Source organism: Micromonospora palythoicola, from assembly GCF_036689795.1.
Classification (GTDB): Bacteria; Actinomycetota; Actinomycetes; order Mycobacteriales; family Micromonosporaceae; genus Micromonospora; species Micromonospora palythoicola.
The window spans coordinates 1-15,771 of the sequence record NZ_JBAGKI010000018.1; the positions used below are offsets into that span (position 1 = coordinate 1).

Below are 15,771 nucleotides of genomic sequence, written 5' to 3' on the forward strand. Positions count from 1 at the left end.
GCGCGCCCGGGTGCGCCAGTGCGGCGGGTCCGCCCCCCCGGCCGGCCCGCCCCGCACCAAGATCTATCGGTGTCTCACTCGGGGACGCGGCGGTAGGCGCCGTCGCTGGCCGAGGTGGCCATCGAGGCGTACGCGCGCAGCGCCGCCGACACCGGGCGCTGCCGGTCGACCGGGGTGTACGGGCGGTCCCGCTTCTCCTGGGCGACCCGGCGGGCGTCCAGCACGTCGGCCGGCACGTTCAGCTCGATCGACCGGGCCGGGATGTCGATGACGATCTCGTCGCCCGGCTCGACCAGCGCGATCAGCCCACCGTAGGCGGCCTCGGGGGAGGCGTGCCCGATGGAGAGCCCGGAGGTGCCGCCGGAGAACCGGCCGTCGGTCAGCAGCGCGCAGGCCCGGCCCAGGCCCCGTCCCTTGAGGAACGAGGTGGGGTAGAGCATCTCCTGCATGCCGGGACCACCCTTCGGCCCCTCGTAGCGGATCACCACCACGTCCCCGGCGACGATCTCCTTGGCCAGGATGGCGGTCACCGCGTCGTCCTGCGACTCGTAGACCTTCGCCGGGCCGCGGAAGGTGAGGCACTCCTCGGGCACCCCGGCGGTCTTCACCACACAGCCCTCCGGCGCGAGGTTTCCGTACAGGATGGCCAGCCCGCCGTCGGCGGAGTACGCGTGCTCACGGTCCCGGATGCAGCCGCCGGCGGCGTCGGTGTCCAGCGACGACCAGCGGTTGGTGGTGGAGAACGGCTCGGTGGTGCGCACCCCGCCCGGTGCGGCGTGGAACAACTCGACCGCCTCGGGCCGGGCGGTGCCGCCGCGCACGTCCCAGTCGGCCAACCAGCCCTCCAGGGTGCGGGAGTGCACCGCGTGCACGTCCCGGCGCAACAGGCCGGCGCGGTCGAGTTCGCCGAGGATGGCCGGGATGCCGCCGGCGCGGTGCACGTCCTCCATGTGGTACTGCGGCGAGTTCGGAGCGACCTTGGCCAGGCACGGCACCCGGCGGGAGATGGCGTCGATGTCGGCCACGGAGAAGTCCAGCTCGGCCTCGCGGGCGGCGGCCAGCAGGTGCAGGATCGTGTTCGTCGACCCGCCCATCGCCACGTCCAGGGCGACGGCGTTCTCGAACGCGGCCCGGGAGGCAACCGCGCGGGGCAGCACCGAGGCGTCGTCGCCGTCGTACCACCGCTTGGCGATCTCCACGGCGGTGCGGCCGGCCTCGACGAACAGCGACCGGCGCGCGGCGTGGGTGGCCAGCGTCGAGCCGTTGCCCGGCAGGGCCAGCCCGATCGCCTCGGTGAGGCAGTTCATCGAGTTGGCGGTGAACATGCCGGAGCAGGAGCCGCAGGTGGGGCAGGCGGACCGCTCGATCGCGCCGAGCTGCTCGTCGGTCACGGCCTCGTTGGAGGACGCGATCATCGCGTCGATCAGGTCGATCTTGCTGTGCACGATCCCCTCGATCGCCACCGTCTTGCCGGCCTCCATCGGGCCGCCGGAGACGAACACGGTGGGGATGTTCAGCCGGAGCGCGGCCAGCAGCATCCCGGGAGTGATCTTGTCGCAGTTGGAGATGCAGACCAGGGCGTCCGCGCAGTGCGCGTTGACCATGTACTCCACCGCGTCGGCGATCAGCTCCCGGCTGGGCAGGGAGTAGAGCATGCCGCCGTGGCCCATGGCGATGCCGTCGTCGACCGCGATGGTGTTGAACTCCCGACCCACCCCGCCGGCCTCGGCCACCGCGTCGGCGACCAGGCCGCCGAGGTCCTTGAGGTGTACGTGGCCCGGCACGAACTGGGTGAAACTGTTCGCGATGGCGACGATCGGCTTGCCGAAATCGTCGTCGGTCATCCCGGTGGCCCGCCAGAGGGCCCGGGCGCCGGCCATCGTCCGACCGTGCGTGGAGGTCTTCGACCGCAGCTCAGGCATGCGTACCAGTCTGACACCGGTCAGCCGGTCCGGACACGGGCGTCGCGCCGTGTCCCAACAGATGCACACCCGATCCCCACAGCGAGCGTCGATCCGGCAGAGTTGAGGGCGTGCACACACCCCCGGCCATGATCGGCGCTGCGGTGCTGAGCGCGCTCATCGCCCTCACGGCCGGCGTGCTGCTCGCCGCCGCCGTCCGACGCCGGGCCGCGCCGCATCGTCCGGCGTACGCGGTGCTGGCCGCCGGCGGCGCGTTCGCGGCGGTGACCGTGCTGGTGGGTGCGGCTGTCGCGGTGACCGCGAGCCAGCACTGGGCGCACGAGCAGCAGCATCGCAGCACGTGGGCCACGCTGGTGGCGCTCGGCACGGCCACCGGTGGCCTGCTGTTCTGTTTCGGTCTGCTCCGGCTGCCCGGGGTGACCGGGTCGGTGCCCTCGGCGGCCCGGCTCGCGCTGGACGGCGTGATCGTGGGAGCCGCGCTGTGGTTCGTCGGCTGGGTGCTGTTCTCCGAGCCGACCCGGCTGCTCGGCGACGCGACGCCGACGGCCTGCCCGTCGATCCTGCTCGCCTCGGTCAGCGCGGCGTTGAGCGCCGGCCTGTCCGCGATCATGGTGCTCCGGGCACCCGCGCCCCGACGTTGCCTGGCCGTGCTCGGCACCGGGATCACCGCCGCGTCGGTCGGTGGGTTGGGTGTCGCGGCCGGGCTCTGTCAGGCCGGGCCGGGTCTGGCGCTGACCGGCGCGGTGATCCTGGCCGTCGGGCTGTTGGTCGCGGCGGTGGCGGCGTACCGGATCGATCCGCCGGGCCACCTCGCCATCGACGTGATCCGTCGCGACGGCGAGTACGCCTTCGTGCCGATGGGCGCCATGGCCGCCTCGGCGATGTACCACCTCCTCCAGGACGGCCGGTTCGACGGGTTGGCCATCGCGGCCGGCAGCGTCGAGGGGTTCGCCCTGGTCGCCCGGCAGTACCTCACCCTGCACGACGTGCGGGCCTACGCCCGCCGGCTGGCCGACCGGGAGGCGCACTTCCGGCAGCTCGCGCACACCGACGCGCTCACCGGGCTGGCGAACCGTCGCGGCCTGCTGCGGGCCCTGCACCGCTGCGCCGAGGAACGGGTGCCGTGCGTGCTGCTCGGGTTGGACCTGGACGGCTTCAAGAACGTCAACGACATGCGGGGGCACGACGTCGGCGACGCCGTGCTCGCCGAGGTGGGCCGGCGGTTGCGGGGCAACCTGCGACCCGGTGATCTGGCCGCCCGGCTCGGTGGTGACGAGTTCGCGGTGCTCATGCACGGTGGCCCGGCGGGCGCGGGGGTGGTCGCGGAGCGGCTGTTGCGGGTGCTCGGCGGCGCCTACGAGCAGCCCGAGGCGCCCGTCTTCCTGTCGGTCAGCATCGGCCTGGCGGGTTGGGCCGACGAACCCGACGTCGAGCTGCTGCTGCGGCACGCGGATCTGGCGCTGCGCTACGCCAAGCAACGCGGCAAGAACCGGATCGAGCGCTACGACGGCGCGTACGACCGGCTGCTGCGCCGACGCACCTCGCTCGAGCACGAGCTGCGCGGCGCGATCGAGCGGGACGAGCTGCGGCTGGTGTTCCAGCCGGTGGCCTCCCTGCCGTCGGTACGCCCGGTCGGCGCGGAGGCGCTGCTGCGGTGGCGTCACCCGGAGCTGGGCAACGTGCGACCGGACGAGTTCATCCCGCTCGCCGAGGAGAGCGGGATGATCGCCAAGCTCGGTGCCTGGGTGCTGCACCAGGCCTGCTACCAGCTGTCCCGCTGGCTGGCCGAGGGCCACGACGTCTGGGTGTCGGTGAACGTCTCCCCGCGCGAGCTGCACGCCCCCGAGTACGTGGTGCAGGTCGCCGAGGCGCTGCGCGCCCATCACGTGCCGCCGCAGCGGCTGGTGCTGGAGGTCACCGAGCACGCGGTCGCCACCGACCTCGACGAGCTGATCCGGCGGCTGACCGCGCTGCGGCTGACCGGTGTGCGGATCGCCCTCGACGACTTCGGCGCCGGCTACTCCTCGCTCAACCAGCTCCGCCGGCTACCGATCGACATTCTCAAGATCGATCACGGCCTGGTGGCGGAGCACGAGCCGGTCCAGCCGGAAGGGCGCGACGGTCCGGCCTTCGCCCCGATGGTCGACATCGTGATGCGGTTGGGCCACCAGTTCGGCCTGGAGGTGATCGCCGAGGGGGTGACCACTCCCACGGAGCTGGCCGCCGTGGTGGCCGCCGGTTGCCGGTTCGGCCAGGGTGCGTTGTTCGGCTGGGGCGTACCGGCGGAGCACCTGGAGGCGATGCTGGACGCGGCGACGTCGCCGGGTGCCCGCCCGGCCCGTCCGGCGGCTGCGGGCAGTACGGTTCCGCGACCCGTCGGGCCGCCCGTCCAGCGGCGGGGGGAAGGCGTTTCCGGGCAGGTCATGCCCGGTCCGATCGGCGCGCCGAGTGGCGACGCGCCGAGGTCCGTGAACCAGAATGTGGGATCAGTTGACTCATCGCATGAGATGCGTCAGTCTTGAGCCCATGTCGTCGTACCGGTCGCTGCGAGTACTTACCTGAGCGCACTCTCCCTGACTGAGAGTGCGCTGGCCCCGTGCATCTGGCACGTGGGCCTTTTTCTTGCCGTCGAACCAATCGAACGCCGGCTCCGTCCGGGTTCCACAGTGTGAGCAGCCCCACCCACTTCAGCCGAAGGCCAACCGCCATGACGAGACCCACGCCCGAGACGCTCGCCCACTCCGCCCGGCGCGCCCGCACCGCCGCCGAGGCGCCGGGTGACGCCGACCACACCCGCGCCGCCTCGCCGGCCGTCCCGGCGGCCCGTCCCGCCCCGGCCCAGGTGTCCGGTGCCGGCTCGCTGGTGCGCTCCCTGGAGGCACTCGGCGTAGACGTCGTCTTCGGCATCCCGGGCGGCGCGATCCTGCCGGCGTACGACCCGCTCTACGACTCGACCGTGCGGCACATCCTGGTCCGGCACGAGCAGGGCGCCGGTCATGCCGCCACCGGTTACGCCCAGGCCACCGGCCGGGTTGGGGTGTGCATCGCCACCTCCGGTCCGGGCGCGACGAACCTGGTCACCCCGATCGCCGACGCCTACATGGACTCGGTGCCGCTGGTGGCGATCACCGGTCAGGTGGCCCGCCCGTCGATCGGCACGGACGCCTTCCAGGAGGCGGACATCCAGGGCATCACCCTGCCGATCACCAAGCACAACTTCCTGGTGCAGGACGCCGGCGAGATTCCCCGGGTGCTGGCCGAGGCGTTCCACCTGGCCTCGACCGGGCGTCCCGGACCGGTCCTGGTGGACATCCCCAAGGACGTCCTCCAGGCGTCGACCACCTTCGCCTGGCCGCCCACCCTGGACCTGCCCGGCTACCGGCCCACCCTGCACCCGCACGGCAAGCAGATCCGCGAGGCGGCCCGGTTGATCAGCGCCGCCCGCCGTCCGGTGCTCTACGTCGGCGGCGGCGTGCTCAAGGCCGGTGCCACCGAGGGTCTGCGCCGGTTGGCCGAGCTGACCGGCATCCCGGTGATCACCACGCTGATGGCGCTCGGCGCGTTCCCCGACTCGCACCGGCAGCACCTGGGCATGCCGGGCATGCACGGCACCGTCGCCGCGGTCTACGGGCTGCAGAAGGCGGACCTGATCGTGGCGCTGGGCGCCCGGTTCGACGACCGGGTCACCGGAAAGCTGGACTCGTTCGCGCCGGACGCCACGGTGGTGCACGCCGACATCGACCCGGCGGAGATCGGCAAGAACCGGCACGCGGACGTGCCGATCGTCGGCGACGCCCGGCACGTCATCGACGAGCTGCTGGCGGCGGTCACCGCCGAGCGCGCGGCGGGCCGTGGCACCGACCTCGGTGACTGGTGGACGCAGCTCGACGACCTGCGCGAGCGCTACCCGCTGGGCTACGAGGAGCCGTCCGACGGCACCCTCTCCCCGCAGTACGTGATCAAGCGACTGGGGGAGATCGCCGGACCGGACACGATCTACGTCGCAGGCGTCGGCCAGCACCAGATGTGGGCCTCCCAGTTCATCTCGTACGAGAAGCCGCAGACCTGGCTCAACTCCGGCGGACTCGGCACCATGGGTTACGCGGTGCCGGCGGCGATGGGCGCCAAGGTGGGCCGACCGGACACGGTGGTCTGGGCCATCGACGGCGACGGTTGCTTCCAGATGACCAACCAGGAGCTGGCCACCTGCGCCCTGGAGGGCATCCCCGTCAAGATCGCGGTCATCAACAACGGCAACCTCGGCATGGTCCGGCAGTGGCAGACGCTGTTCTACAACGAGCGCTACTCCAACACCGAGCTGGGCACCCACAAGCACCGCATCCCGGACTTCGTCAAGCTGGCCGAGGCGCTCGGCTGCGTCGGGCTGCGCTGCGAGACCGCCGAGGAGGTGGACCGGACCATCGAGATGGCCATGTCCATCAACGACGCGCCGGTGGTGATCGACTTCGTGGTCGGCAAGGACGCCATGGTCTGGCCGATGGTCCCTGCCGGCACCAGCAACGACGAGATCATGTTCGCCCGTGGCGTTCGCCCGGCCTTCGACGAGGACGACATCTAATGACCATCCACACCCTCTCCGTCCTGGTGGAGAACAAGCCCGGCGTGCTCGCCCGGGTCTCCGGCCTGTTCTCCCGGCGCGGCTTCAACATCGACAGTCTGGCGGTCGGCGAGACCGAGAACCCGGACGTCTCGCGGATCACCATCGTGGTCAACGCGGAGTCCTCGCCGCTGGAGCAGGTCACCAAGCAGCTGAACAAGCTGGTGAACGTACTGAAGATCGTCGAGTTGGATCCGGGCACCTCGGTGGCCCGCGAACTGTTGCTGGTCAAGGTGCGCGCGGACCGCAACGCCCGGGGCCAGGTCCTGGAGACGGTCAACCTGTTCCGCGCCCGGGTGGTGGACGTGGCCGCCGACACCCTCACCGTCGAGGCGACCGGCACCCCGGACAAGCTCGACGCGCTGCTGCGCGACCTTGAGCCCTTCGGCATCAAGGAGATGGTCCAGTCGGGTGTGGTGGCGATCGGGCGCGGCTCGCGTGCGATCACCGCCGGCCCGGCCCTGCGGGCCGCCTGACCCCACCACGGCCCGGGTCCGGGTGACCGGGGCCGGCCACCAGCCACGACGGGCCGTTGCGGCCGCCGTACGAAAGGGAAGTCATGAGCGTTGAGGTGTACTACGACGACGACGCCGACCTGGGCCTGATCCAGGCGAAGAAGGTCGCCGTGATCGGTTACGGCAGCCAGGGGCACGCGCACGCGCTGTCGCTGCGCGACTCCGGTGTCGACGTGGTGATCGGTCTGCCGGAGGGCTCCAAGAGCCGGCCGAAGGCCGAGGAGCAGGGGCTGCGGGTGCTCACCCCGGCCGAGGCGGCGGCCGAGGCCGACGTCATCATGATCCTCGCCCCGGACACCGCGCAGCGCCACATCTACGCCGAGTCGATCGCGCCGAACCTCAGCGCCGGCAAGGCGCTGTTCTTCGGCCACGGGTTCAACATCCGGTACGGGCTGATCAAGCCGCCGGCCGGGGTCGACGTGGCGATGGTCGCCCCGAAGGGCCCCGGGCACCTGGTCCGCCGGCAGTACGTCGACGGCAAGGGCGTGCCCTGCCTGGTCGCCGTGGAGCAGGACGGTAGCGGCGACGCGTTCGCGTTGGCCCTGTCGTACGCCAAGGGCATCGGCGGCACCCGGGCCGGCGCGATCAAGACCACCTTCACCGAGGAGACCGAGACCGACCTCTTCGGCGAGCAGGCGGTGCTCTGCGGCGGTGCGGCGGCGCTGGTGCAGACCGGTTTCGAGGTGCTCACCGAGGCCGGCTACGCCCCCGAGGTGGCCTACTTCGAGTGCCTGCACGAGCTGAAGCTGATCGTGGACCTGATGTACGAGGGCGGCATCGCCCGGATGCGCTACAGCGTCTCCGACACCGCCGAGTACGGCGACCTCTCCCGTGGGCCCCGGGTCATCGACGGCCGGGTCAAGGAGGAGATGCGCAAGATCCTCGGTGAGATCCAGAACGGCGAGTTCGCCCGCGAATGGGTGGCCGAGGACGAGGCCGGGCGGCCCAACTACAACAAGTGGCGCAGCGAGGGCGCGGCGCACCCGATCGAGGAGACCGGCGCGAAGCTGCGCGGCATGATGAGCTGGGTGGACCGGCCGATCACCGAGACCGCCTGAGCGTTCTCCCCGGCACCCGGCCCCGGCGTTCTCCCCGACGCCGGGGTCGGGTGCCGTACTGTCTCCGTCCGGCAAACGATCGTTAACACGCACGTCACGTCCGGTTTGTGAGGGCACTCACCCCACACTCCGGCGCGCGTCGGGCGGCCCGCGCCCTACGATCGCGGGTAGGTGCTCCAGGCGGCACCTGACGGCCATGGCCCGGGAGCGCGCCGGGCGCAGCGCAGCGCCCAGCCCCCGGCCGACCGCTCTGACGACATCTACGAGGACCAATGACTCCTGTCGTACTGATCGCCGAAGAACTCGCCCCCGCCGCCATCGAGGTGCTCGCCCACGACTTCGACGTCCGGCACGTGGACGGCACCGACCGCCCGGCCCTGCTCTCGGCGCTCTCCGAGGCCGACGCCGTCATCGTCCGCAGCGCCACCCAGATCGACGCCGAGGCGATCGCCGCCGCCCCCCGACTCAAGGTCGTGGCCCGGGCCGGTGTCGGCCTGGACAACGTCGAGGTGCCGGCCGCCACCGCGCGGGGCGTCATGGTCGTCAACGCACCCACCTCCAACATCGTCTCCGCCGCCGAGCAGGCCGTCGCGCTGCTGCTCGCGGTCGCCCGCAACACCGCCAGCGCCAGCGCAGCGCTCAAGGCGGGGGAGTGGAAGCGCTCGAAGTACACCGGCGTGGAGTTGCAGGGCAAGACCGTCGGCGTGGTCGGTCTCGGTCGCATCGGCGTGCTCTTCGCCTCCCGGATCGCCGCCTTCGGCACCCGGCTCATCGCGTACGACCCGTACATCCAGCCGGCTCGCGCCGCGCAGCTCGGCGTACGGCTGGTCGGACTGGAGGAGTTGCTACGGGAGAGCGACTTCATCTCGATCCACCTGCCGAAGACCCCCGAGACGGTGGGCCTGATCGGGGAGAAGGAGCTGTCCATCGTCAAGCCGGGCGTACGCATCGTCAACGCCGCCCGGGGCGGGCTGATCGACGAGCAGGCCCTCGCCGACGCGCTCGCCGAGGGTCGGGTCGCCGGCGCCGGGGTGGACGTCTACGCCAAGGAGCCGTGCACCTCCTCGCCGCTGTTCGCCTTCGACAACGTGGTGGCGACTCCGCACCTGGGGGCCTCCACCGCCGAGGCGCAGGACAAGGCCGGTCTCGCGGTCGCCAAGAGCGTGAAGCTGGCCCTGCAGGGCGAGTTCGTGCCGGACGCGGTGAACGTGCAGGCCGGCGGCGTGGTCGCCGAGGACGTCCGGCCGTTGCTGCCGCTCGCCGAGAAGCTCGGCCGCGCGTTCACCGCGGTGGCCGGCGGGATCGCCGCCAGCGTCACCATCGAGGTACGCGGTGAGATCGTCGACCACGACGTGTCGGTGCTCAAGCTCGCCGCCACCAAGGGCCTGTTCAGCTCGGTGGTCGAGGAGCAGGTGACCTACGTCAACGCTCCGCACCTGGCCGCGCAGCGCGGTGTCGAGGTGTCGCTGAACACCCAGGCCGAGACCGTCGACCACCCGGTTCTGGTCACCGTACGTGGTGCGCTGCCCGACGGTCGTACGGTCAGTGTCTCCGGCACCGTCGCGCAGGCCGGCACCCGCGACGTCATCAAGCTGACCGAGGTGGACGGCTTCGACGTGGAGATCGGCGCCGAGGGCATCCTGCTCTTCCTCCGCTACGCCGACCGCCCGGGCGTGGTCGGCACCGTCGGCACCCTGCTCGGCCAGGCCGGCATCAACATCGCGGCGATGCAGGTGGCTCGCCGGGAGGCCGGCGGTGAGACGCTGATGACCCTCACCGTGGACCAGGCGCTCGGTGCCGACCTGCTCACCTCGGTCGCGGACTCGATCGGCGCGACCTCGGCCAGCGCCGCCGACCTGCGCGACGAGTAGCTCGTCACAGGCACGCCACGACGGGGCCCGGCCATCGGCCGGGCCCCTCGTCGCCGGTCACCGAGCCGGCATCGGTCGGAGCATCGCGTCCGCCCGCGTGTCGGGCCCGTCACCCGGCACCGGCGGGGCCGGTCAGCCGGGCAGCCGGACCCCGGGCGGCGGGTAGACCGAACCGTCCTGGGCGTCGAACAGCATCAGCCGGTGCTCGCCGGCCAGCCGCTCGATGTCGAGCAGCACCTGGTCCGGGCAGGCGGGGTCCAGGTTCAGCTCGATGTGGTCGGCCGCCTTGTGCAGCGGTGCGACCGCCCAGGGAGTGTTCGGGCCGGCCGGCTGGTCGGGGTAGCTGGCGGTGATCGCCCGGTAGAAGCCCACGCATCGTGGGTCCGGCTGACGCTGGTGGTGCCGGCCGCTACGGCACTGCTGCACCGCCGCTCGTACGTCCTCGGGCGTCGCCCCGTCCGCCAGGGCCCACACGCTCAGATCGAAACTCACGGCGGACAGCGTGCCATCTGCGGTTCACCTTGTCGAAAACGACCCCGCCGCAGGCGAACGCCTGGGGTACCGGCATTTGCGCAGATGCTCCCCTGTGGAACCCTTGCCGCGAAACGCGTCAATTCGATAACGTACCGGTGCGGTCACCTGCCGAGCACGTGGCGCCGGCCCGTCTTCGGGTGGCGAGGTCGACGCCCGGCCGAGCGGCCCGCACCCCTCGATTGCGCGAGCCACGCGCACTCGTCGCCGACCGGCCTCCACGGTCGTTGCCGCGACCGTGGAGGCCGATCGCTGTCTCTGCTTCCCCTCGCCCCTGGTGGGATCGCGCGGTTCAGCGCTCGGCGGCGAAGAGCACCCGGTAGTCCGACCCGGGGCGGAACCAGGCCAACCCCGCCGGCCCGGCGGCGTACAGGGCGGTGGCGTAGGCGTCGGCGACCGCGAGGTCGGGCCCGACCACGGTGGCGGCGACCAACTGCCCGGCCGGCTCGCCGGTGTGCGGGTCCACCACGTGGCCCTGCCGTCCGGTCACCCCGGAGGTGCCGACCGCACCGGCCGTCATCTCCAGCAGCAGCGGGGCCCGGTTCCGGTCGGTGGGGTGGTGCACCGCGATCCGCCACGGGCCACCGTGTCCGGCCTGGCCGCGTACCACCAGGTCGGCACCGGTGAGCACGGCGTAGTCGTGGATGCCGGCGTCGCGCAACCGGGCCGCGGCCCGCTCGACCGCCCATCCGCCGAGCAGGCCACCCGGGTCGAAGCCGCCGGGCACCGCCCAGGCGTCGAACCAGCCGTCCGTGGCCGCGCGCATCGCGGCGCAGCGGTCCACCAGGTCGCGCAGCGGCGGGTACGACTCGGGGCCGATCTCACCCCGGCGCAGCCGGGACACCAGGCTCTCCGGGCGGTTCGGGCCGTAGGTCAGGTCGATCGCCCGCAGCTCGGCGACCGCGTCGCGCAGTGCCGCGCCGGTGCCGCGCCGACCCAACCACTCGGGAGCGTTCAGCAGCAGCGTGTAGGCGGCCGTAGAGGTGCGAACGGTGTGCCGGACGGCGATCCGGTCCCCGGCCACCAGGTCGGTGCGGTCCGGCCGTTCCTCCCGGGCACCCAGTCGCAGGTCGGGCCGGCGGAGGCGGAAGACCGCCGGATCGACCCAGCGGGTTCGTGGTTGTTCGTCGGTCCACATCGCGTCCGCCCTCTCCTCGGCGCGTGCCGCCCCGTCGCGGCGCTCGCCCGGGCCCACGGCCCGTCACGCTCACGATCACGCTAGACAGCGGAGATGACCGAGCCATGAATGCCGCCTGGGAAGCTGCTGTGCGTCACCAATTTCCCGAAAGGTGGAACACTCGTACCGGGGGACGGGACGGCGGCGTACCGTCGAGCCATTCGAGCTAAGGAGCTGACGGACGTGGCACGGATCGCGGTGGTGGCCGGGGACGGGATCGGCCCCGAGGTGGTCGCGGAGGCCCGCAAGGTCGTCGACGCGGTGCTGCCCGGTGTCGAGGTGACCGAGTACGACCTCGGTGCGGCACGTTACCACCGCACCGGCGAGGTGCTGCCCGACTCGGTGCTCGGCGAGCTGGCCGGACACGACGCGATCCTGCTCGGCGCGGTCGGCGACCCGACCGTGCCGCCCGGCGTGCTGGAGCGCGGTCTGCTGCTGAAGCTGCGCTTCGCCTTCGACCAGTACGTCAACCTGCGCCCGTCGCGGCTCTGGCCGGGAGTGACGAGCCCGCTCGCGGCGGTCAAGCCGGGCGAGGTCGACCTGGTGGTCGTCCGGGAGGGCACCGAGGGCCTGTACGCCGGTGCCGGCGGCTCGCTGCACCGGGGCACCCCCGCCGAGATCGCCACCGAGGAGAGCCTGAACACCCGGCACGGTGTCGAGCGGGTGATCCGGGACGCCTTCGCCCGCGCGGCCCGGCGCGAGCGGCGCAAGGTGACGCTCGTGCACAAGACGAACGTGCTCACCCACGCCGGCTCCCTGTGGTCGCGCACCTTCGAGGCGGTCGCCGCCGAGCACCCCGACATCGCCACCGAGTACCAGCACGTCGACGCCGCGGCGATGTTCCTGGTCACCCAGCCACAGCGGTACGACGTGGTGGTCACCGACAACCTCTTCGGCGACATCCTCACCGACATCGCCGCCGCCGTGACCGGTGGCATCGGGCTGGCCGCCAGCGGCTGCATCAACCCCGACGGGGCTTACCCGTCGATGTTCGAGCCGGTGCACGGCTCCGCCCCGGACATCGCCGGCCGTGGCGTCGCCGACCCGGTCGCCGCCGTACTGTCGGCGGCGCTGCTGCTCGATCAGCTCGGGCACGCCGACGCCGCTGCCCGGATCACCGCCGCGGTCAGCGCGGAACTGGCCGCCCGCAGCCCCGAGGCGGTCGTACGCACCGCCGAGGTGGGCGACCGGATCGCGGCACAGGCCGCCGGCTGAACAGTTCGCGTCCCACCGGCCACGGCCACCTCGCCGCTTCGGCGGCACCAGGGTGGCGGCGGCGACTCGCCGGTGGTGTGCCACCTGTCCACCGGTGGACCTATCCGCTGAACGACCGTTCGGGGTAGGTTTCTGGCACAACCATGTTTCCGGCGTGCGGTCGGCGCATGCCGTCGTCCCCAGGGAGGTCAGCGCGATGAGCGGTGGTGACAAGATCGATTTCGAGATCCGTCCGAACCCCGCACCGGTATCCGCCACCGACCGGGCCGCGCTGCTGGCAAACCCCGGGTTCGGCCGGGTGTTCACCGACCACATGGTCACCATCCGGTACGCCGACGGCAAGGGCTGGTACGACGCCCGGGTCGAGGCCCGCGCACCGATCCCGATGGATCCCGCCAGCGCGGTGCTGCACTACGCGCAGGAGATCTTCGAGGGCATGAAGGCGTACCGGGCGGCCGACGGTGGAGTGACGATGTTCCGCCCGTACGCCAACGCGGCCCGGTTCAACACCTCCGCCGCCCGGATGGCCATGCCGGCGTTGCCGGAGCAGACGTTCGTGGACTCGCTGCACCGGCTGATCGAGATCGACCGGGAGTGGATTCCCGACGGCGACGACGGCGGCAGCCTCTACCTGCGGCCGTTCATGTTCGCCAGCGAGGTCTTCCTCGGCGTCCGCCCGGCCAACGAGTACCTCTACGCGGTGATCGCCTCGCCCGTCGGGGCGTACTTCTCCGGCGGCGTCAAGCCGGTGACGGTCTGGGTCTCGCCCGACTACACCCGCGCCGCGCCCGGCGGCACCGGCGCGGCCAAGTGCGGCGGCAACTACGCCGCCTCGCTGGCCGCCCAGGCCGAGGCCCTCGAACACGGCTGCGACCAGGTGGTCTTCCTCGACGCCGTGGAGCGTCGATTCGTCGACGAGCTGGGCGGCATGAACGTCTTCTTCGTCTACGACGACGGGTCGATCGCCACGCCGCCGCTCACCGGCACGATCCTGCCCGGCATCACCCGCGAGTCGGTGCTCACCCTGGCCTCGGCGGCCGGTCACCGGGTCGAGGAGCGGCCGGTGACCTTCGACGACTGGCGGGCGGACGCCGCCAGCGGCCGACTCCGCGAGGTCTTCGCCTGCGGCACCGCTGCGGTGATCACCCCGATCGGGCAGGTGCGCTTCCCGGACGGGGAGTTCACCGTCGCCGGCGGCGAGCCGGGCACCGTCACCATGGCGCTACGCCAACAGCTGGTGGACCTCCAGCGGGGCAAGGCCGAGGACCCGCACAACTGGGTCCACCGCGTGTTCTGAGCGGTTCGTCGGGGCCCCGTCGTCACGCCGAGCGTGGCGCGGGGCCCCCGCACTGTCCAGGGCCGTGCTCTTGAAGCTCGCGGAGGCACGGTGTCGGGCAACCCGGCCTAGGTCAGCAGGTGGTCACGCAGGGCGGCGAGCTGCTCGTCGGTGACCCCGGCGTGCCGCAGGTAGTCGTCGACCGAGCCGTGCCCCTCCCGGATCTCGGCCAGAAAGAGCAACATCGTCTCGGCCGGCGAGGACAGGTACGGCATGGGCAGCTCGGGCACCTCGGGATGCGCGGTGGCCACCCAGGCGGCGAAGCGCTGCGACGCCTCGGTGCTCAGCGCGTAGTCCGCCGCGATCTCGGCGTCCTCGACGCCGAGCACCGCGAGGGTCAGGCCGCAGACGATGCCGGTGCGATCCTTGCCCGCGACGCAGTGCACCACCACCGGCGCGTTCGCGCTGTCGGCGATCAGGCCGATCGCCTCGGCGAGACCGGCGGTGCCGGTGCGGGCCAGATCGGCGTACCGGTCGGCGAGGTAGCGGGCCAGATCGGTGTCGGGCTGGTACGGCCGCTCCTCCCAGTGCGCGTGCTCCGGGTGGATGTGCCGGTAGGTGAGGCCGTCGAAGTCGGGAACCCGGCCGTACCGCTCGACCTCCTGCGGTCGGCGCAGGTCGACCACGGTCCGGACGCCGAGCGCGGCGAACGCTTCCCGGTCGGACTCGTCCATCCCGTGCAGCGAGTCGGAGCGGTAGAGCCTTCCGGTACGGACGGTCCGTCCGTCCAGGCCGCGGTAGCCGCCCACGTCCCGGAAGTTGAACATCCTGGTGAAGGGAATCCTGCGAGTCTGCTCAGTGGCGTCCATCCGGACACGGTAACGGCCGGTGGAACAGCGTCCCACCGGCCGTCACGTTGACTGGTGCCCCTACCGCAGCGGGCCACCGGGCGGCATGGCGCTGTACGTGTCGTTGTAGTAGCCGCCGAGCTTGTCCCGGTAGGCCGGGTCGGTGGCCGTCTCGTCGTACTCCGGCGCGGCCTTGATCTGGTCCTTGGTGCGGTCGACGAAGACCTTCTGCTCCTCGTGGTCGACGTGGTTCACCGTGCCGGCCGGGAGCATCACCTTCTTGCCGAAGATCCACGGTCCGGTGTCCACGACCAGGTAGCTGGCGTTGACCTCGGTGCTGTCACTGTCGATCTTGCCGATCGAACCGTCGCTGGCCTCCACCTTGTAGCCGACCAGGTTCGCGCCGGCCACCCCGGCCTCGTCCCGGTAGCTCCAGGGGTCGAAGGCGCCGGCGGGCGGGCCGCCCGCGACGACGCTCTGGTCGACGGCACGCAGCTCCGGGTCGGGCGTGGTGTGCGTGGTGTTGGGGTCGAGCCTGTCCATGGGATTCTCCTGCCCCGGTCCTTGGTCCGGACCGTCTCGGAGGAACGTGTTTCGTTGTCCCGAAAACTCCTACCCGGGCACGAGCGCTCTACACCAGGAAAACCATCCGGCACAGCCACCACCCGTTGTCCCGGGATGTGGATTGTGCCTCCCAGAAGCGACCTGGAGGTGGCAGAGTACCGGGCGTGACCAGCACC

At 71.9% G+C, this 15,771-nt stretch carries 12 protein-coding genes; 7 read left to right on the forward strand and 5 right to left on the reverse strand.

The genetic code is table 11. From position 1 onward, the window contains the following. Positions 1 to 74: 74 nt before the first annotated feature. On the reverse strand, positions 75 to 1,922 hold the full coding sequence (gene ilvD / locus V5O40_RS10780) for a dihydroxy-acid dehydratase (protein ID WP_332905311.1): 1,848 nt from the start codon (positions 1,920 to 1,922) through the stop codon (positions 75 to 77). 110 nt (positions 1,923 to 2,032) lie between these two features. Here ilvD and V5O40_RS10785 point away from each other — a divergent pair, with 110 nt between their 5' ends. The 5 genes from V5O40_RS10785 to serA all read left to right on the forward strand — a co-directional run bounded on the left by V5O40_RS10785 (position 2,033) and on the right by serA (position 9,984). Beyond that, the gene (locus V5O40_RS10785; protein ID WP_332905312.1) at positions 2,033 to 4,444 is read left to right on the forward strand and encodes a putative bifunctional diguanylate cyclase/phosphodiesterase; all 2,412 of its coding nucleotides are present in this window, start codon (positions 2,033 to 2,035) and stop codon (positions 4,442 to 4,444) included. Between the two features lie 185 nt (positions 4,445 to 4,629). Beyond that, positions 4,630 to 6,501, forward strand: a complete 1,872-nt coding sequence (locus V5O40_RS10790; protein WP_332905313.1) for an acetolactate synthase large subunit — start codon at positions 4,630 to 4,632, stop codon at positions 6,499 to 6,501. Next, positions 6,501 to 7,016: an acetolactate synthase small subunit gene (gene ilvN, locus V5O40_RS10795; RefSeq protein ID WP_269739452.1), complete on the forward strand. Its 516-nt coding sequence runs from the start codon at positions 6,501 to 6,503 to the stop codon at positions 7,014 to 7,016. Before V5O40_RS10790 ends, ilvN begins: the two co-directional genes overlap by 1 nt. 83 nt (positions 7,017 to 7,099) lie before the next feature. Further along, positions 7,100 to 8,113 (forward strand): ketol-acid reductoisomerase, encoded by a 1,014-nt coding sequence (gene ilvC, locus V5O40_RS10800; protein WP_332905314.1) that lies wholly within the window; start codon positions 7,100 to 7,102, stop codon positions 8,111 to 8,113. A gap of 272 nt (positions 8,114 to 8,385) precedes the next feature. Continuing rightward, positions 8,386 to 9,984: a phosphoglycerate dehydrogenase gene (gene serA, locus V5O40_RS10805; RefSeq protein WP_332905315.1), complete on the forward strand. Its 1,599-nt coding sequence runs from the start codon at positions 8,386 to 8,388 to the stop codon at positions 9,982 to 9,984. Positions 9,985 to 10,116: 132 nt separating this feature from the next. On the opposite strand, the gene V5O40_RS10810 is transcribed toward serA, so the two are convergent. Then, positions 10,117 to 10,476, reverse strand: a complete 360-nt coding sequence (locus V5O40_RS10810) for a hypothetical protein (RefSeq protein WP_216592606.1) — start codon at positions 10,474 to 10,476, stop codon at positions 10,117 to 10,119. A gap of 331 nt (positions 10,477 to 10,807) precedes the next feature. Then, positions 10,808 to 11,653, reverse strand: coding sequence for an FAD:protein FMN transferase (locus tag V5O40_RS10815; RefSeq protein ID WP_332905377.1), 846 nt, complete (start codon positions 11,651 to 11,653; stop codon positions 10,808 to 10,810). A gap of 222 nt (positions 11,654 to 11,875) precedes the next feature. Between V5O40_RS10815 and V5O40_RS10820 the strand changes: the two genes are divergently transcribed. Then, positions 11,876 to 12,907: a 3-isopropylmalate dehydrogenase gene (locus V5O40_RS10820; protein WP_332905316.1), complete on the forward strand. Its 1,032-nt coding sequence runs from the start codon at positions 11,876 to 11,878 to the stop codon at positions 12,905 to 12,907. Between the two features lie 196 nt (positions 12,908 to 13,103). Then, positions 13,104 to 14,204 (forward strand): branched-chain amino acid aminotransferase, encoded by a 1,101-nt coding sequence (locus tag V5O40_RS10825; protein ID WP_332905317.1) that lies wholly within the window; start codon positions 13,104 to 13,106, stop codon positions 14,202 to 14,204. A 107-nt stretch (positions 14,205 to 14,311) separates the two neighbouring features. Here the strand turns inward: V5O40_RS10825 and V5O40_RS10830 are convergent, their stop codons facing one another. Together V5O40_RS10830 and V5O40_RS10835 are read right to left on the reverse strand one after the other, a co-directional pair. Beyond that, positions 14,312 to 15,052, reverse strand: a complete 741-nt coding sequence (locus V5O40_RS10830; RefSeq protein WP_332905318.1) for a tyrosine-protein phosphatase — start codon at positions 15,050 to 15,052, stop codon at positions 14,312 to 14,314. Positions 15,053 to 15,112: 60 nt separating this feature from the next. Continuing rightward, the gene (locus V5O40_RS10835) at positions 15,113 to 15,574 is read right to left on the reverse strand and encodes a PRC-barrel domain-containing protein (protein ID WP_269739446.1); all 462 of its coding nucleotides are present in this window, start codon (positions 15,572 to 15,574) and stop codon (positions 15,113 to 15,115) included. Positions 15,575 to 15,771 lie beyond the last annotated feature (197 nt).